Origin of the sequence: Sphingobacterium wenxiniae, from assembly GCF_900116225.1 — a bacterium.
Classification (GTDB): domain Bacteria; phylum Bacteroidota; class Bacteroidia; order Sphingobacteriales; family Sphingobacteriaceae; genus Sphingobacterium; species Sphingobacterium wenxiniae.
Map to the genome: position 1 here is coordinate 328532 of NZ_FOZZ01000001.1, position 17736 is coordinate 346267.

Below are 17736 nucleotides of genomic sequence, written 5' to 3' on the forward strand. Positions count from 1 at the left end.
AAAGTCACAAATCTTGAAACGCGTCTCGTACATACTGATTATTTATGTTCTATGCTCAATACATACTGTCTCTGCGCAGCAATGGGAAATTGGCATCAACGCTGGCGCAACAGGGTTTATGGGTGATATTAACCCAACGAATCCCTTTTACTTCAAGAGTGCCGGTGGTGGGCTATTTGTCAAGCATAATTTTAACCCTACCTGGGGCGTTCAGGCTTTTTTCAATTATCTGCACCTTGCCGGAAGTGACAAAGATGATAAAGATCCCTATCGGAATAGCCGCGGCCGCGTATTCAACAACCAAGTAAAGGAATTTGGCGTACGTGCAGACTTCAACTTCTTCAAGTTTATCCCTGGCCGTCAGGTTTATCGTTATACGCCTTATCTATTTGCTGGCGTAGCAGGGGTTCGTCATAGTCCATATATCCTCAGTGGAGGCACACGCTATGAACCTGAAGAGGTCAAATTGCAGGCCAGCGACAGCGTCAGCACTAAAATACAGAAAACAGCCATTAGTATTCCTTTTGGAGTCGGTTTTAAATACAACATTAAAGGGCCCTGGTCCATTGGTGCTGAAGTAGGCTACCGCCTGGCTTTTAACGATCAGCTGGATAATATTTATGACAATTACCCTACCTCTTCGGTCATTCCAAATGGAGTACAGCCGGAGTTACACGAAATATCCCAAAATGGAAATTCTCTTTGGCAGAATATGGCTTTCCCGAGAGGGAATGCAGCAGATTATGCAGGGAAACCTATTGGGAATGGACGGGCATTTGACGGCTATATGACTGCCGGCGTGACCCTAACTTTTACTTTCATCAGTAAAAAATGCTATTGGTGGAATTAATGACAAACGAAGAAAGTGACACATGAGTTTCAAAGATAAATTAAACAAAGATAGACTACCTCAGCACATCGCCATTATTATGGATGGCAATGGTCGCTGGGCAAAGGGTATTGGGAAACTACGCATTTTCGGGCACCAGAACGGAGTAAGCGCGGTGCGGGAGGCAATGGAAGGTGCTGTTGAAATCGGAGTCAAATACCTGACGTTATACGCCTTTTCGTCCGAAAACTGGAATCGTCCGAAATTTGAAGTGCAAGCGTTAATGGAGCTTTTGGTCAACACCCTTGCAAAAGAGACCAAAACCTTCATGGCTAACGGAATCAGATTGAATACTATCGGAAATATTACCGACCTGCCTAAAAATTGCCAGGACAAACTGCGGGACACAATGGAGGTGACAAAAGAGAATACATCCTGTGTACTGACTTTAGCCCTCTCCTACGGCTCACGAGCTGAACTTGTAGAAGCCAACAAAGCTATCGTACGCCAAGTATTGGAAGGGAAATTAGACCTCGACAGTATCAATGAATCTACCATAAACGATAATTTATACACAGCAGGTATGCCCGACCCGGATTTGATGATTAGAACAGGGGGTGAGTTGCGTATCAGTAATTACCTACTCTATCAAATGGCATACACCGAGCTATGTTTCTTAGAAAAGATGTGGCCAGAATTCCAAAGAGAAGACCTTTTCGAAGCCATTTATGAATATCAGCAACGAGAAAGAAGATTTGGCAAAACAAGCGAACAATTGTAATATTTACTTTACCTTTGCAGCATTATTAACGCACGGAGAATAAACTGAAAGGTAATTATTTTCTTTTAACAAAAATTAACAAGAGATTGGTGTACTTTAGCACCCGAGAAAACATACTAAATGAAGCGCATACTCTATTTAATAGCATTTACATTACTCCTTGGTAGTCAAGCGCTGCAAGCGCAGATCGGCCGTAATCCCATTAACTTAAATGATCCGAACGAAATCAGTTATTTAGATCCTAAAAACTACATTATTGGCGGTGTTCGGGTAACGGGTACACAATACCTTGATACGGATGTGCTGATTACCATTTCTAAACTGGTTGTTGGACAATATATCGAAGTGCCTAGCGAGCAAACAGCAAATGTGGTTAAAACGCTGATGGGGCAAAACCTATTTGACGATGTACAGTTGTATGCAGAACGCATCCAAAATGACGAAACCATCTTCCTTGAAATCCGTGTACAGGAGCGCCCTCGCTTAACACGTATCGATATCGAAGGTTTGAAAAAAGGAGAAACAGAGGAGGTGCGTAAACGCTTAAATGCAAACGCTGGCAAAATCGTCAACGAGAACCTGATTAAAACCACGCGTGCGACCATTCAGAAATTTCTACGGGAGAAATCTTACCTCTACCCAAATATTGAGGTCAAAACTCTAAAAGACACCGCACAGGCCAATAATGAAATTGTAGTAGTCAACGTAGAAAAAAATAAAAAAATTAAGGTTCACCGCGTGCATTTCGACGGAAACGAGGAATTCAGCGACAAGCAATTACGTAAAGCGCTGAAAGGTGTTAAACCTCGCCGTTGGTATCGGATTTTTGGCCCTGGCAAATTCAAGGACGAAAAATATAAAGAAGCGAAAGAGAAAATGATCGCGAAGATGCAGGATAAAGGTTACCGCGACGCGGAAATCCTTGCAGACAGTGTCGTTCGTTATGACAATAATGAAGTAGATGTTTATATCCACCTGCACGAAGGCCCCAAATACTTTTTAGGTGACGTATCTTGGTCTGGTAACTCTAAATACAGTGATTCCGTATTGAACATCATATTGGGTATGGAAAAAGGCGATGTATACAGTGAAGAGAAGCTACATACTAAGCTTTCCGGGCCTACCCGTAACAGTGATGACATCAGCGCCTTGTACCAAAATGATGGATACTTAACATTCAATATACAACCGGTTATCAAAAGAATTCTTAACGATACCGTAGACCTTGAGATCATCGTGAGCGAAGGCAAACAATTCACGATCAACAATGTCGTTGTCAAAGGTAACGATGTAACCAACGACCGTGTTGTCCTACGTTCTATCTATACCAAACCCGGACAAAAATTCTCACGTGCTTTACTCATGCAAAGTGTGCGCGAAATATCGCAATTGGGGATGTTTGACGAGCAAAAGATAAACCCAATGCCGACCAACTTGAATTACGAAGAAGGCACGACAGATTTATTGTACACCATCGCCGAAAAGCCGTCAGACCAAGTGGAACTTTCAGGAGGTTATGGTGCTGGACAGGTTATCGGTACCTTGGGTCTAACATTCAATAACTTCTCGACCAGCAATTTCTTCAAGAAAGACGCCTGGAAACCTCTTCCTCGTGGAGACGGACAAAAGCTGAGCATCCGGGGACAAACATCAGGAAAACGTTACCAATCCTATAGCTTCTCGTTCTCGGAACCTTGGTTGGGTGGTAAAAAACCAATTTATTTCGGTCTGAGTGCATATACTTCCAGTTCTTCTTTTGGAGGGTTTAACTGGTATACAGGTCGTCAAATGGTAGCCGATTCAGAATTAAATAGAATCTGGATGACAGGGGTAACCGCGACTTTAGGTAAGCGCTTGCGTTGGCCGGACAACTATTTCCAGATTAATACATCTTTATCGTTCCAGCGCTATAAGTTGCAGAATTACGGTGGCTATTTCTTGTTTGACAACGGTACGGCTTATAACATGAATATTACGCAGGAAATCAGCCGTAACTCGATTGATGCGCCAATCTATCCGACTTCGGGTTCACACATCCGTTTCTCGGTACAGCTAACGCCTCCGTACTCCGCATGGAATAACATTGATTACCAAAATGACCCTGATGATGTACGCTTTAAGTGGACAGAATATCATAAATGGAAATTTGATAGCCAATGGTACACCAAAATTGCCGGTAAATTGGTATTCAAAGCACAGGCACAATTTGGTTATTTGGGCAACTATACCAATAGAACGCAAACATCTACTTTCGAACGTTTCAAACTGGGGGGTGATGGTATGATGGGATTTGACTTCCTACAAGGTTCTGAAATCATTGCCATGCGCGGTTACCAAAACGGAGCTATCATCCCGGAAACCACAGGTAGAGATTCTGAACGGATCGCTATAAGTTCCGGTAGCCCTATCTATACAAAATACCAGATGGAATTACGCCATCCGGTGATGCTCAACGATCAGGCTACGGTATTCGTTTTGGCTTTTGCAGAAGCGGGTAACACTTGGAATAAATTCAGTGAGGTGAATCCATTGAAATTACGTCGTTCTGCCGGTGTCGGTGCACGTATCTTCCTACCAATATTTGGTATGTTAGGTATTGACTACGGTCATGCTTTCGACCCTATTCCAGGTATGCAGTCCAGCCAATGGAAACAGAACTTCACCTTCAGTATCCTACAGAACATGGGTGGTTTCTAATAATAGAAAATATATACAAGAGAGACGGGCAGCTATTGAAGCTGCCCGTCTTTGTTTTTATAACAGTTAATTTAAGTTAAAAACAGTAATGAATTTCAATCATCCTATGCTTTTTTTTATTAATTTGCGCCATAGATCGAATAGCGGTTTACGGATTAAACTTTTTTCGCTTTTTTCGGTCTGAAAGAGTATTAGGAAATAATAAAAATAACAATATCGATGAGAAGAGTATTTATACTATTTGCTTTTTTAGCCTTCATGACAAGTGCTACTTATGCACAACGTTTGGCTTATGTAGACTCAGAATATATATTGAAACATATCCCTGAGTACGTATCTGCTCAAAAGCACCTCGACGACTTAGCTACGAACTGGCAAGAGGAGGTAGACAGACAGTACGGCGAAATCGAAAAGCTATACAAAGCCTATCAGAATGACCAAGTGTTGTTGAATGATGATATGCGTCGCCGTCGTGAAGATGAAATCGTCAACAAAGAAAGAGAAGTGAAAGAATTCCAGCGTCAGAAATTTGGCTATGAAGGTGAATTGTATAAAGAGCGTATCCGCTTGGTGCAGCCTATACAAGATCGTGTAGCGAAAGCCATACAAGATATTGCAAATAATCAAGGGTTAGATATCATCCTGGACAAAGGTAGCGAGGTTACTTTTTTATTCGCTAACCCAAAATTGGATAAGAGCAACGATATCATCACAAAATTAGGTTTCAAACCAGATCCTAATCTTTCAAACTAATTTTGTATACTTGCGCCATAAAAAAGCAAATTAATTATTAACAACATATTTTGAACAATATGGCATTAGGTTTGTAAAACCTAATGCATCAAAAGAGAAAAAGTAAAAAAAGAATGAAAAATTTATTTAAAGGTGCGGCTTTAGCAGCGGTAATGTTCTTAGGCACTCAATATGTTAGTGCACAACAAAAAGTTGGTCATATCAACGCTGATGAGGTATTTCAGGCAACTCCAGAGTTTAAAGCTGCGGAAGAGCAGTTGAAAACTTTACAGGAATCAAAAGGCAAAGAATATCAAGGTATGGTCGAGGAGTACCAAAAGAAATTAGCTGAAGCACAGGAAAAAGCCAGAACACGTAGCGAGGCGAACAAGGCAACAGTAGATGTAGAATTGGAAGCTATGGGACAAGAGCTTCAAAACATTGAGCAACGTATTCAGGAAAACCAACGTATTGCACAGGAAGAAGTGGGCAAAAAACAACAAGATCTGCTTGCTCCAATCCAACAAAAGGTAATGAATGCAATTAATGCCGTAGCGAAGGAAAAAGGATATGCTTACATTTTGGATGTTTCCAATGGTAGCGTTATCTACTTCGATGGTGGTGAAGATGTATCCGCTGATGTAAAAGCAAAATTAGGTATCAAATAAGATTAGATTCTAATCAAGTACAAAAAAAGCTGTGCAAATTTGCGCAGCTTTTTTTGTACTTATACTATTTTATTCTTTTATAATATTCCTGCAATACAAACTCCAATTGCTCTGCTTGGCTTAAGTCAGAGTTATCCAGTACAATAGCATCCTTAGCTTGTCTTAGCGGACTTTCCTCGCGCGTGCTGTCGATATGGTCACGATGGGCTAAGTTCGCTCTGACGTCTTCTACTGTCGTCTCCTCTCCTTTTGCCTTTAGTTCTGCAAAACGGCGTTCTGCACGCACATCCGGACTGGCTGTCATAAAGATCTTCAAATCTGCCTTAGGAAACACCGTCGTACCTATATCCCTACCATCCATGACAATATTTCGACGCTGCCCTAATTGCTGTTGCTGTGCCACCATTTCGTGACGTACCTCTTTAATAGCACTGACTTCGCTTACCTTCTCCGAAACATGCATTTGCCGAATTTCGTCAGATACATCCTCTCCATTTAGCAGAATTTGTGTTTTTTCATTATTTGGTACAAAATCGATTTGTATATTTTTCAAAGCGGAAACAACCTGATTCTCATCGTTAAAATCTACATTATTCCGTAGGAAATAGAGCGTTACGGCTCTATACATCGCCCCGCTATCAATAAAGACAAAGTTTAAATGCTTAGCTAAGGCCTTGGCGACCGTACTCTTACCACAGGAGGAAAAGCCATCAACCGCTATTACAAAATTTTTATCCGCCATTTCTCTATTTACTTCCTCCAATTACTATTCCTGCTTTGTTCATCAACGGAACTTTAATCAAATTTTCATCAACAATACTTTCCGGAAGGAAGATATATTTTTTATCATAGATCGTACCATCGATATAATAGCTCAACCAATATTCGTTGGTCAATCCGAATACCTGTGTATCGATTGCTTCCACCTTTACCGCTTCCTTGCCTGCAACATCACCTATAAAATGTCGAAGCGTAGTCGTTTTTACTTCCCGACCGTCTTTCAGTCCATAACCTTTAGAAGACACTAACACATTTTGCAGTGAGACCTCCTTTTCATTGACCAAATAGACATTCCATACCTTATTCTCCGGGCCTTCACTTTCCAAGACCACCGCTATCGAAATATCCTCTACAATATTCTGAGGCAAATCTTTCTTCATGCTATTTTTTAGCTTTTGCTTTTGTCGTTTTTTTAGCTGTTGCTTTCTTTGCAGGAGCTTTTGCTTTTGAAGCTTTAGGGTCTGCTGCTGCCCATTTCAACACATCTTCATACGTAATCTTTTCGACTTCAGTACCTTTCGGAATCTTGAGGTTCTGCTTACCAAAACGGATGAAAGGTCCCCAACGCCCGTTCTCAATCTGCGCATCCGGATTCTCATCAAATACACGGATTACTTTCTCAATATCACGCTGGCGTTTATCTTTAATAATCTGTATAGCTTCCTCTTCGGTCACATCCATGGGATCCATGCCTTTAGGCAGGGAATAGAAAGCACTGGCATGACGGATATACGGACCAAAACGACCAATAGCCACCGTCATTTCCTTATCTTCGAACTCACCTACTTTCTTCGGTAGCTTGAACAAGTCCATCGCCTCATCAAAAGTGATAGTCTCAATCATCTGTCCTTTGCGTAAAGAAGCAAAACGGGGCTTCTCTTCATCATCCGCAGAGCCAATCTGTACCAGTGGTCCAAAACGACCTACACGCACGCTCACAGGCTTTCCTGTAGCCGGATCAGTCCCTAAACTACGTTCATTGGTTGCCCTATCAGCATTTTCCAATGTATCTTCAATGCCATCATGGAACGGACCATAGAAATCATTCAACATAGCCGTCCATTCCTTATCTCCTTGCGCTATTTCATCAAATTCCTTCTCTACCTTCGCTGTGAAGTGGTAATCTACAATATCATTAAAATGCTCAACCAGAAAATCATTCACCAACATACCAATATCGGTAGGGAACATCTTTGAACGTTCAGCACCCGTAATTTCCGTTTTTGTATCTTCTACAACTTTTCCATCTGCTATATGCAAGACCTTATATTGACGTTCCTTTCCATCCCTATCTTCCTTCACCACATATCCCCTGTTCTGTATTGTAGAAATAGTCGGTGCATAAGTTGACGGACGTCCAATACCTAATTCTTCTAATTTTTTCACCAAAGAAGCTTCGGTGTAACGTGCAGGAGGACGAGAAAAACGCTCAGTTGCTGTCAGCGCTTTCAGGTTTAAGGATTGTCCTTTTTCCAAAGGAGGCAATAATGCGTTACCACCCTCATCATCTATTGCTCCGTCATTCTCATCATCGGTAGACTCTATATAAACCTTCAGAAAACCATCAAAACGCATAATTTCCCCAGTAGCTACTAATTCTTCCGAACGTGTAGAAACATGGATTTTAGCGGTCGTTTTTTCAAACTCTGCCTCACTCATCTGTGAAGCAATAGCTCTTTTCCAGATTAGTTCATATAATCTACGTTCTGCATTATCGCCATCGATACTATGTTGGGAGAAATATGTTGGACGAATAGCTTCGTGTGCTTCTTGTGCACCTGCCGATTTTGTTTTATAACGGCGCATTTTATGGTACTTATCGCCGTAAGCTTTTACAATCTCGTCTTCTGCTGCCTGAATAGCCGTATCACTTAAATTGACAGAGTCAGTACGCATATAAGTAATGCGCCCGGCCTCATACAAGCGTTGTGCTACCTGCATGGTACGCGCCACAGAAAAGCCTAATTTACGGCTGGCCTCCTGTTGCAAAGTGGATGTAGTAAAGGGAGCTGCGGGGTTTCTTTTTGTAGGTCTTTTTTCTAAGGAACTAATCTCAAAAGCCGCCGCAATACAATCTTGCAAGAATTTTTCCGCTTCTTCTTTCTTTTCAAAGCGTTGCGGAAGCTCCGCTTTAAACTGTTCTTTTCCCTTCCCTGTTGTGAACTGGGCCACAATCTTAAACGAAGCCTCAGCCTGAAAACGGTTAATTTCGCGCTCACGTTCCACAATCAAACGTACAGCGACAGACTGCACTCGTCCGGCAGAAAGTGAAGGCTTTACCTTGCGCCATAAAACTGGCGAAAGCTCAAAACCCACTAAACGATCCAAGACACGTCTGGCTTGCTGCGCGTTGACTAAATTAAAATCAATGCCACGAGGCTGCTCAATAGCCTTAAGAATAGCAGGTTTGGTTATCTCGTGAAAAACAATACGTTTGGTTTTATCTTCTTTTAATCCTAAGGTTTCGTACAAATGCCAAGAAATAGCCTCTCCCTCGCGGTCCTCATCGGATGCTAACCATACGGTTTCAGCTTCTTTAGACAATTTTTTCAATTCACTGACAACTGCTTTTTTATCAGAAGGCACTTCGTACTTCTGTTTAAAGCCGTTATCTACGTCAATAGCGTCATCGGTCTTCACCAAATCGCGAATATGCCCATAACTCGACTTCACTAGGAAGTCCTTACCCAAATAACCCTCTATGGTTTTGGCCTTTGCCGGTGACTCTACAATCAGTAAATTTTTTGCCATCTATTATTAAATGATTTTTGCAAAGAAAAGTAATTCCCAATGGAAAGACAAAATAATTTTTGTCACTCCTTTATAAAAGCTCTCCTTTTTCGGGCATTTTACGAGGAAGAGGAAAGAAAGACCTAACAAATTTTCTTTATTATTGTACATTATGGACAAAACAAAATCGACAAAGGAGAAGATGATTGCCGGAGATCCTTATCTGGCAATGGATAAAATATTATTTGACGAACGTCAACATGCCAAGATGGAGCTTTTTAAATACAACAGTATGGAGCCGACAAAAATCAAAGCCCGCAATCAGATATTAAAAAACTTGCTGGGTAAAACGGCTTCCACTTTTTTTATTGAACCTCCTTTCCGATGCGATTATGGATATAATATCGAATTGGGCGATAACTTTTATGCGAACTATAACTTAACCATTCTTGATTGTGCACCAGTTAAAATAGGCAATAATGTGATGATAGCCCCCAATGTCTCCCTGTTCACGGCTGGTCATCCGGTTCATCCCGAGCCGCGTATAGCCGGATGGGAATATGCATTCCCCATCGTTATTGAAGATAATGTATGGATTGGTGGAAACACAGTGATTAATCCAGGGGTAACCATTGGAAAAAATTCTGTCATTGGTTCTGGTTCGGTGGTCACCAAAGATATCCCTGCAAATGTAGTAGCTGCGGGTAATCCCTGCCGAGTTATACGCTCCATCACCGAAGAAGAAAGATTGAATTGTGCAAAAAATCAGAAAATAGAAGAAATACGTTAATTTAATTATTCTTTTCTGTCAATATACGTTGCATTTCCTCTAACATAACTGGAAAGCCGGGATAAGTCATGCCGTGACCATAGCCTTGAAACTCCATCAATTTGGTATCAGGATGCCCCACAATATCCATCATGCGCTTAAGGTAAGCATTTTCCTCATATCTTCCCAACATTTCCTTTTCTCTATCTCCGGTCAACAAAACCAACGGAGGTGCGTCTTTACGCACCCAATACAGAGGGGCTAATGCATCTATCGTAGGTTGCTTTTCATCAATCCCCAATTCCTTGCGTGCCGTAAAATGGGTAATGGCTTGCCCACTAAAAGAAATAACCCCTGTTAAATCATTCGCATTCATCCCATGAGGTTCCAAGTAACTTGGGTTTAGTGCCAACATAGTCACCAGATAACCACCAGCTGAATGTCCGGACAAGAAAAATTTGTTTTTGTCACCATTATATTTATTAACTTGATTATAAATAAATGACACCGCTTTAGCTGCATCGTGGATAATCCCTTCTACTTTAACCTTTGGCGAAAAACGATACCCTACCCCAACAACAACTAAACCTTTATCTTTCAAATAAGATGGAATCTCCTTCTGCCCTCCTGTCAATCCACCTCCATGAAACCACACGACCACCGGTCTTCCTTCTGCTTTCTCTTTACCATCTACAGGATAATAAATATCCAACAGGCATTGTGTCCGCTGATAATCATCCTGCCCAGCATCATAATACGGAACGTTCTCTACGAACTGATAATTGTATTTATCTTGAGCAAACGCTTGAAAAGTGAAACAGCTAATCAATAGACTAAGCAGGTAGAAGGTTTTAAATTTCATCATCTGTGTTTTATATAGTAAATACCAACTTTCTCAATTAATACTAAAACACTAAAGATACACAACCTTACCAAAAAAAGCAACGCCCGATCGCGGGGAGCGTCGGGCGTTTACCAAACCAATTATTAACCTAAATTATGAAATTATGAATTCTCTTTTACAACTATAGAACGTCGTTATATTTCCTTTATTGTGTAAGATTTTATTTTTTTTTAAAATAATGTGATAACAGTAAAAAGAATGAGAAAAAAATGGCCATCAATCCTTATACGTATCCACGCCTATTACATTCGTTACCTTTTTGCTGAGGCTTGTAATATCTGATTTCAGACCAACCATCAACGTTAAGAACTGCACAGCATTTCCCTCTATCTTTCTAAAATTATGCATATATCCTATTTCCGCTCCCAAAAAGAAACCTGGAAACTTATAATCTGCTCCTAATCCTATTTTTGCTGCAGGAGTTAACGATTTCTTATTTTCCATTTTTATAGTCTCGTTTACTAGGTTTCCCCTTGGCTCAGTTACCAGACCGAAAGCTGGGCCTGCATAAACAAAAGTATTCAATCGTTTCATTTGTTTTCTGCGACCTGCCGCCAAACTCAGCATATAAAAACTGACGCGCCCATTTTCAATCATCTGGCTGTATTTTGGATCCTTGATCTGCTGGTCGTAACCAAAAGTAAGTAGATATAAGGTCGGCAATAAGAAATAATCTGAATTTTTCAGAGCAATATCCAACCCCATGCTTCCTGCAAACAATTTCGTGGATAAGGCTTCTTTGGACTTACCTATGGGAAACGAAAGCCCTGTCCCCCCCATATAATATACCTTGCGGTAGTGAATGGTGTCGGCATCTGTCTGTGCATAGCCTCCATAGGTTAACAACAACAAAAGTAACAAAAGTAGGTTTTTCATCTGTTCATACTCTTTCCCTACAACAACTCTTACCAAGAAATGTTTGCCTTAAATGGCTACAAGAAAGATTTACTTTGCGGCCCTTGATTAAACAATAAGTCTACGACACTTAAATCAGGTAAGAAGCCATGCTTTTCCTCAAATACTTGATAATAGGATTTCGGATTTGCGAACAATGATTCCTTTTTCGGATGGATAATACTACGAAAATCTTGTCCATCTACCCGATTGTACGATTCTGTATAGGAGATAGAGCGCTGTATCTTCAAACATTTTAAAATAAGCTTCAATTGTTCCACATTAAAATCCAGAAGAAAATCAAACTGCTTTTCATAAAAGACAGAAAAATCATCTTCGTAATACTCAAAATAAGGCGAACTTCTGTATGCAGTCTGCAAGCTCAACCAATGCAGACGCTGCCAGTTAAACTCATAATTGATACGGATATCTTTCATTGCTACACGTTCTTTTCTACCATGTTCAATAGGTACAATCATATCCAGCACACCGTTTGCCGTTGCTATCTTTGCACGTGTACGGTATGTTTGCTTGGGATAATGTTCAAACTTTTCGATACATATCGGTATCTCATGTTGCTGAATAACATGAAAGTACGACACAGGAGGCAAATAAAATGCAGGTAAAAGCAATGATGATTCCATGTATTTTGATTATTTTGCAGACAAAAGTAACTTAAATTAAGGATATTTGTAAAGCAATCGAGGAAATAGCCCGAATACATGAAGCAAAAGTTAACAGCAAGCATACTTTATATTTTTTCATTATTACCTTTTTGGCTGTTGTATAGACTGTCAGATGCTTTGTATATTCTCCTTTTTTATATTACGAAATATAGAAAACGTGTCGTGTTTGAAAACCTCAGCAATTCATTTCCCGAAAAATCGGAACAAGAAATCGTTACGATTGCAAAAAAATTCTATCGCTTTCTTCCCGACTTGTTTGTAGAAGCGATCAAGATGCGTACCATACGCCCGGAAGAAGTCATCAAACGTATTGAATTACTGAATCCCGAAGAAGTATATCGCCATTTTGAGGCAGGCAAGGGAGTGATTGGCGTAACGGCCCATTACGGAAACTGGGAACTGGGCATACATCGCCTATCACTCATGACCGACCACCCTCGATTAGTAATATACAAACCACTGAACAACAAAAGTTTTAACACTGTTTATAATGATCTGCGGTGTCGATTTGGTGCAACGATGGTTCCTATGAAGCAGATTCTACGCCATATCGTCCGCTTGCGGAACACGCCACATATCAGTATGTTTGTAGCCGACCAGACACCGACCTACCAGGACTCCGACTACTTTATGGAGTTTCTCCATCAAGATACATTAGTCTATACCGGAACGGAACGCATAGCGCGTCTGACCAAAAATCCTGTCGTATACTGTCACATCGGACGAAAGAAAAAACGTGGACATTATTATTGTAAATTTACTACATTAGTGGAAAATCCTGACGATTTTGCCGAACATGAGATTACCCATCTTCATAACCAGTTTACGGAGCAAATGATAAGAAACCAACCCGAGTTCTGGTTATGGTCGCATAGACGTTGGAAAAGAAAACGTAGAAAATGAAGCATTACCCAAAAGTAGCAATCGTCATCCTCAACTGGAACGGTAGATTTTTCTTAGAAAAATTCTTACCATCAGTCTACAACAGCACCTATCCAAATGTTGAGTTTATCATCGGTGATAATGGCTCTACAGATGATTCTGTTGCTTTTATAGCGGAAAACTACCCTTCTATTAAGGTCTTGACAAACAAGACAAATCTGGGTTTTGCTGGCGGGTATAATGCCATACTCGAACGTGTAAACGCTGATTATTATATCTTGCTCAATTCTGATGTAGAAGTCACGGCAAACTGGATAGAGCCCGTTATTGATTATATGGAAACCGAAGCTAATATAGCGGCAGCACAGCCCACTATTATGGCTTATCATGAAAAGAGCAAGTTTGAACATGCTGGAGCCGCAGGTGGTTTTATGGACAAATACGGTTACCCTTTTTGCAGGGGGCGTCTTTTTGACAAGGTAGAAGATAACCAAGGGCAATACGATAACAATACGGAAGTCTTTTGGGCTACCGGAGCTGCGCTTTTCATACGTGCAGAAGCCTGGAGAATCGTTGGGGGATTTGACGCAGATTTTTTTGCCCATATGGAAGAGATTGACCTTTGCTGGCGGTTAAAACGTATGGGCTACCGCATCGGTTGCTGTACCGATTCAATCGTATACCACGTTGGCGGAGGCACGTTAAATACCAGCAATCCGAAGAAAACCTACCTCAATTTCCGCAACAATCTTCTCATGTTGCAAAAGAACTTACCATTGCTTTCAGCTTATTGGATTATATTCATACGTCTGTGGATGGATTTATTAGCACTTATCAAATTCCTCATTGATGGCAAAGTCAAAGATGCCTGGGCTGTTAGTCGGGCGCATCAATATTTCTTCCTGAACATTTTTAAAACAGCAAAAAAACGCCAAAAGATGACCATAGAAGAAAACCGGTGCGGACTTTATAAAAAATCCATTGTAAAAGCATTTTTCATGAATAAAATACAAAAATTTTCACAGTTAAAAGCTGAAAATTTCTATTAAAACCAATTATTCCGAAGAGCAATTTTTACAACTTCTGAATTTCGCTTCCAAAGTTTGCATAGTCTACCAAAATATTAGTTTTTATTTAGCTAAGGGCTATTTATTTTGTAATTTCGCTCACTATGTCAACAGCAATTCAAGAGAAAATTGAGGCTTTAACCCGAGAATTGAACGAATATAATTACCAATATTATGTTTTGGCCAATTCGCTAATTTCGGATTATGACTTCGACCAGAAACTCAAAGAATTAGAAGCATTAGAAGCACAATATCCTGCGTATAGAGACCCCAACTCTCCTACCCAGAAAGTAGGTGGAGATATTACACAAAAGTTCACCACGGTAAAACACCGTTGGCCCATGATGTCCTTGGGGAACACCTATAATGAACAGGAATTACGAGACTTTGATGAGCGCGTGAGAAAAGTGGTGGGCGATCAGGTTGAATATGTATGTGAGCTGAAATTTGATGGGCTTTCCATTTCCATTACGTATGAAAACGGCCTATTAAAACAAGCTGTGACACGCGGAGATGGTACGCAAGGTGATGAGGTAACGAACAATGTAAGAACCATTCGCAGTGTCCCCCATCGTTTAAAACAAGGACAATATCCCGATGTATTTGAAATACGTGGTGAAATTTTCATGCACCGGAAAGCATTCGAACGCTTAAACCAACAACGGGAAGAGAACGGCGAGCAGGTGTATGCCAATCCACGCAATTTTGCCTCCGGCACCATTAAACTGCAAGACCCCAAAGAAGTCGCTAAGCGTCCACTGGATTGCTTTCTATATTTTCTGTACGCCGATAATAGGAATAAACTTTTTGAAAGCCATTGGGACAGCCTTCAAGCAGTCAAAAACTGGGGTTTTCAAGTATGTGAGCACACCAAGCTCTGCCAAAGCATGGACGAGGTATGGAATTTCATCAACTATTGGGATGAGGCACGTCATAAACTTTCTTATGAAATAGACGGTATCGTTATCAAAGTCAATGACTATGCTCAACAGGAAGAACTTGGTTTTACCGCCAAGTCGCCACGTTGGGCAATCTCCTATAAATTCAAGGCCGAACGTGCGGAAACGGTACTAAAAAAGATAACTTATCAGGTTGGGCGCACTGGTGCGGTAACACCGGTAGCAAATCTTGAACCTGTTCTACTGGCAGGCACGACAGTAAAAAGAGCATCTCTGCATAATGCCAACGAGATTGCGCGCTTGGACCTACATGAAGGTGACACGGTATATGTGGAAAAAGGCGGCGAGATTATTCCCAAAATTGTGGGGATCAACACCGAAAAAAGAGTGCAAGGCAGCTCTCCTATTTCCTACCCCACAACCTGCCCTGAATGTGGAGAAATTCTCGTCCGTCAAGAAGGCGAAGCAGTACATTACTGTCCAAATGAGGATGGTTGCAAACCACAGATTGTAGGTAAACTACAGCATTTCATCGGTCGCAAGATGATGGATATCCAGGGTATGGGCGATGAGACTATTGTTACATTCTATAAATTGGGGCTCCTTAGAAAGATTTCGGATATATACACTTTAAAGGAACATATAGAAGAATTAAAACAATTAGAGCGTTTTGGAGAAAAGTCTATTGACAATATGCTGAAGGGTATTGAACAATCGAAAGCCAAACCTTTCGAAAAGGTACTATTCGGATTGGGTATACGCCACGTGGGCGAGACTATTGCGAAAAAACTTGCCCAACATTTCAAAAACATCGATAACTTGACTACAGCAAATATAGAAGAGATTGCTGCTGTACAGGATATCGGAGGGCGTATAGCAGAAAGTGTATTCGATTACCTACACAACAACGAACATATTGTTGAAATAGAAAAACTAAAGACTGCAGGGCTAAACTTCGCTATCGAAGAAATAGAGGTTGTGATGGCTGGTGACAGCTTAAATGGCAAAACATTTTTGATTTCGGGCGTATTTGCAGATTTCTCCCGTGAAGAGTTGGCACAGCTTATTGAATCGCACGGCGGTAAGATGGTATCTTCCATTTCGACCAAACTAAATTATCTGGTAGCAGGCGATAAAATGGGTCCCTCCAAATTGACAAAAGCGGAAAAGCTCAACATTCCCATCATTTCTGATCAGGAACTGTTACAGCTTATCCAATAAATATTAAAATAAAGCTTAAAGCAATAGGCTGTAGGCAATAAGCTTTAACAGATACTTAAGGTTTACAGCTTAAAGACGTAGACTTTAAAATAAAAACCTATAAGGTTTGGTTATATATCCATGAGAAAAATGGGGTATCACGAAAATCTCCGTATCAGGAAAAACCTTATAGGTTTAAATAGAAAACTTTAAAATAAAGTGATGGTGATTATGACAGTGAAGAAAGTGATGAATGATATTGCTTCCATAACTTCGTTCACTTTCATAACTTTAAAATAAATAGACTATAATTAATAATAAATATATACAATGAACGAGCTTCATGGAGCAGGAGTAGCTTTAATCACTCCTTTTAACGCGGACGGAACAGTAGATTGGGATTCATTAGCCAGACTAATTGCATTCCAAATCGAAGAGAAAATGGATTACTTGGTTGTGCTTGGAACAACAGGAGAAACAGCCACGTTGAATGCAGAGGAGCGAAAGCGTATCTGGGAGTTCACGGCAGAGCAGGTAAATGGACGTGTCCCTTTAGTCGCGGGAATTGGCGGTAATAACACCCTAGAAATTGTACATCAGGTGCAAGCATTTGATACCGCGGGTTACTGTGCTATACTTTCTGTATCGCCTTATTATAACAAGCCTACACAGGAAGGAATCTATCAGCATTACAAGGCTGTTGCAGAAGCTTCAACACTGCCCATCATCTTATACAATGTACCGGGAAGAACCGGAAGTAATATCAATGCTTCTACAACGATACGCCTGGCGAAAGATTTTGCCAATGTTGTAGCCATTAAAGAGGCTTCAGGCAATTTTGCTCAATTCAGCGAAATTATGCGCGACAAACCGGAAGGTTTTCTATTGATCTCTGGTGATGACCCGGTTACTCTGCCGATGATGGCCTTGGGTGCTGCCGGGATCATTTCGGTCGTGGGTAATGCTTATCCGAATGAGGTTGCATCATTAAGCCGCCTATGTGCAGAGGGAAATTATCACGAAGCAAGAACATTCCATAACGCATTATTGAGAATAACAGAACTCTGTTTTGTAGAAGGCAATCCTTGTGGCGTAAAGTATATCCTACAGCAACAAGGCATCATTACAACCGATGCCGTACGTTTACCATTAGTTCCAATAGGTAAAAACACACAGGGGGCAATCAAAAACGAAATGGCCAAATTGGCTTAACCGACA

At 40.8% G+C, this 17736-nt stretch carries 16 protein-coding genes; 10 read left to right on the forward strand and 6 right to left on the reverse strand.

Annotated elements, in window-relative coordinates; translation table 11 throughout:
- Window positions 1-13 precede the first annotated feature (13 nt).
- The 5 genes from porG to BM375_RS01515 all read left to right on the forward strand — a co-directional run bounded on the left by porG (window position 14) and on the right by BM375_RS01515 (window position 5707).
- The gene (gene porG / locus BM375_RS01495; protein WP_170852558.1) at window positions 14-850 is read left to right on the forward strand and encodes a type IX secretion system protein PorG; all 837 of its coding nucleotides are present in this window, start codon (window positions 14-16) and stop codon (window positions 848-850) included.
- Window positions 851-872: 22 nt separating this feature from the next.
- A complete protein-coding gene (locus BM375_RS01500; RefSeq protein ID WP_093363389.1) occupies window positions 873-1610 on the forward strand; it encodes an isoprenyl transferase in 738 nt (245 codons plus the stop codon).
- 120 nt (window positions 1611-1730) lie between these two features.
- Window positions 1731-4307 carry an outer membrane protein assembly factor BamA gene (gene bamA / locus BM375_RS01505; RefSeq protein WP_093363390.1) on the forward strand — a complete coding sequence of 859 codons (2577 nt, stop codon included), beginning with the start codon at window positions 1731-1733 and terminating at the stop codon, window positions 4305-4307.
- 219 nt (window positions 4308-4526) lie between these two features.
- Window positions 4527-5060, forward strand: coding sequence for an OmpH/Skp family outer membrane protein (locus BM375_RS01510; protein ID WP_093363391.1), 534 nt, complete (start codon window positions 4527-4529; stop codon window positions 5058-5060).
- Window positions 5061-5173: 113 nt separating this feature from the next.
- Window positions 5174-5707, forward strand: a complete 534-nt coding sequence (locus tag BM375_RS01515; protein WP_093363567.1) for an OmpH/Skp family outer membrane protein — start codon at window positions 5174-5176, stop codon at window positions 5705-5707.
- A 64-nt stretch (window positions 5708-5771) separates the two neighbouring features.
- Here BM375_RS01515 and cmk read toward each other — a convergent pair whose 3' ends face one another.
- From cmk to topA, 3 genes are read right to left on the reverse strand one after another with little or no spacing between them, the layout of a single operon-like run.
- Window positions 5772-6449 (reverse strand): (d)CMP kinase, encoded by a 678-nt coding sequence (gene cmk, locus BM375_RS01520; protein WP_093363392.1) that lies wholly within the window; start codon window positions 6447-6449, stop codon window positions 5772-5774.
- A 4-nt stretch (window positions 6450-6453) separates the two neighbouring features.
- Window positions 6454-6867: a hypothetical protein gene (locus tag BM375_RS01525; protein WP_093363393.1), complete on the reverse strand. Its 414-nt coding sequence runs from the start codon at window positions 6865-6867 to the stop codon at window positions 6454-6456.
- Between the two features lies 1 nt (window position 6868).
- The gene (gene topA, locus BM375_RS01530) at window positions 6869-9238 is read right to left on the reverse strand and encodes a type I DNA topoisomerase (protein WP_093363394.1); all 2370 of its coding nucleotides are present in this window, start codon (window positions 9236-9238) and stop codon (window positions 6869-6871) included.
- A gap of 151 nt (window positions 9239-9389) precedes the next feature.
- On the opposite strand from topA, the gene BM375_RS01535 reads away from it, so the two are divergent.
- Window positions 9390-10007 (forward strand): sugar O-acetyltransferase, encoded by a 618-nt coding sequence (locus BM375_RS01535; RefSeq protein ID WP_093363395.1) that lies wholly within the window; start codon window positions 9390-9392, stop codon window positions 10005-10007.
- Window position 10008: 1 nt separating this feature from the next.
- Here BM375_RS01535 and BM375_RS01540 read toward each other — a convergent pair whose 3' ends face one another.
- The 3 genes from BM375_RS01540 to BM375_RS01550 all read right to left on the reverse strand — a co-directional run bounded on the left by BM375_RS01540 (window position 10009) and on the right by BM375_RS01550 (window position 12428).
- Window positions 10009-10851, reverse strand: a complete 843-nt coding sequence (locus BM375_RS01540; protein WP_244525791.1) for an alpha/beta hydrolase — start codon at window positions 10849-10851, stop codon at window positions 10009-10011.
- 255 nt (window positions 10852-11106) lie between these two features.
- Complete coding sequence (locus BM375_RS01545; protein WP_139227473.1) at window positions 11107-11766, reverse strand: hypothetical protein; 660 nt, start codon at window positions 11764-11766, stop codon at window positions 11107-11109.
- A 56-nt stretch (window positions 11767-11822) separates the two neighbouring features.
- The gene (locus BM375_RS01550; protein WP_093363398.1) at window positions 11823-12428 is read right to left on the reverse strand and encodes a WbqC family protein; all 606 of its coding nucleotides are present in this window, start codon (window positions 12426-12428) and stop codon (window positions 11823-11825) included.
- Window positions 12429-12506: 78 nt separating this feature from the next.
- Between BM375_RS01550 and BM375_RS01555 the strand changes: the two genes are divergently transcribed.
- The 4 genes from BM375_RS01555 (at window position 12507) to dapA (ending at window position 17730) form a co-directional block, all read left to right on the forward strand.
- A complete protein-coding gene (locus tag BM375_RS01555; RefSeq protein WP_093363399.1) occupies window positions 12507-13373 on the forward strand; it encodes a lysophospholipid acyltransferase family protein in 867 nt (288 codons plus the stop codon).
- On the forward strand, window positions 13370-14401 hold the full coding sequence (locus BM375_RS01560; protein WP_093363400.1) for a glycosyltransferase family 2 protein: 1032 nt from the start codon (window positions 13370-13372) through the stop codon (window positions 14399-14401). Before BM375_RS01555 ends, BM375_RS01560 begins: the two co-directional genes overlap by 4 nt.
- 122 nt (window positions 14402-14523) lie before the next feature.
- The gene (gene ligA / locus BM375_RS01565; RefSeq protein WP_093363401.1) at window positions 14524-16539 is read left to right on the forward strand and encodes an NAD-dependent DNA ligase LigA; all 2016 of its coding nucleotides are present in this window, start codon (window positions 14524-14526) and stop codon (window positions 16537-16539) included.
- A 309-nt stretch (window positions 16540-16848) separates the two neighbouring features.
- The gene (gene dapA, locus BM375_RS01570) at window positions 16849-17730 is read left to right on the forward strand and encodes a 4-hydroxy-tetrahydrodipicolinate synthase (protein ID WP_093363402.1); all 882 of its coding nucleotides are present in this window, start codon (window positions 16849-16851) and stop codon (window positions 17728-17730) included.
- Window positions 17731-17736: the final 6 nt, after the last annotated feature.

Coding starts and splice junctions, on each gene's coding strand:
- BM375_RS01545 (WP_139227473.1), bottom strand. CDS start 11,766: ATGAAAAACCTACTTTTGTTACTTTTGTTGTTGTTAACCTATGGAGGC.
- cmk (WP_093363392.1), bottom strand. CDS start 6,449: ATGGCGGATAAAAATTTTGTAATAGCGGTTGATGGCTTTTCCTCCTGT.
- BM375_RS01535 (WP_093363395.1), top strand. CDS start 9,390: ATGGACAAAACAAAATCGACAAAGGAGAAGATGATTGCCGGAGATCCT.
- BM375_RS01500 (WP_093363389.1), top strand. CDS start 873: ATGAGTTTCAAAGATAAATTAAACAAAGATAGACTACCTCAGCACATC.
- bamA (WP_093363390.1), top strand. CDS start 1,731: ATGAAGCGCATACTCTATTTAATAGCATTTACATTACTCCTTGGTAGT.
- BM375_RS01515 (WP_093363567.1), top strand. CDS start 5,174: ATGAAAAATTTATTTAAAGGTGCGGCTTTAGCAGCGGTAATGTTCTTA.
- BM375_RS01510 (WP_093363391.1), top strand. CDS start 4,527: ATGAGAAGAGTATTTATACTATTTGCTTTTTTAGCCTTCATGACAAGT.
- BM375_RS01560 (WP_093363400.1), top strand. CDS start 13,370: ATGAAGCATTACCCAAAAGTAGCAATCGTCATCCTCAACTGGAACGGT.
- dapA (WP_093363402.1), top strand. CDS start 16,849: ATGAACGAGCTTCATGGAGCAGGAGTAGCTTTAATCACTCCTTTTAAC.
- BM375_RS01555 (WP_093363399.1), top strand. CDS start 12,507: ATGAAGCAAAAGTTAACAGCAAGCATACTTTATATTTTTTCATTATTA.
- BM375_RS01525 (WP_093363393.1), bottom strand. CDS start 6,867: ATGAAGAAAGATTTGCCTCAGAATATTGTAGAGGATATTTCGATAGCG.
- ligA (WP_093363401.1), top strand. CDS start 14,524: ATGTCAACAGCAATTCAAGAGAAAATTGAGGCTTTAACCCGAGAATTG.
- BM375_RS01540 (WP_244525791.1), bottom strand. CDS start 10,851: ATGATGAAATTTAAAACCTTCTACCTGCTTAGTCTATTGATTAGCTGT.
- topA (WP_093363394.1), bottom strand. CDS start 9,238: ATGGCAAAAAATTTACTGATTGTAGAGTCACCGGCAAAGGCCAAAACC.
- BM375_RS01550 (WP_093363398.1), bottom strand. CDS start 12,428: ATGGAATCATCATTGCTTTTACCTGCATTTTATTTGCCTCCTGTGTCG.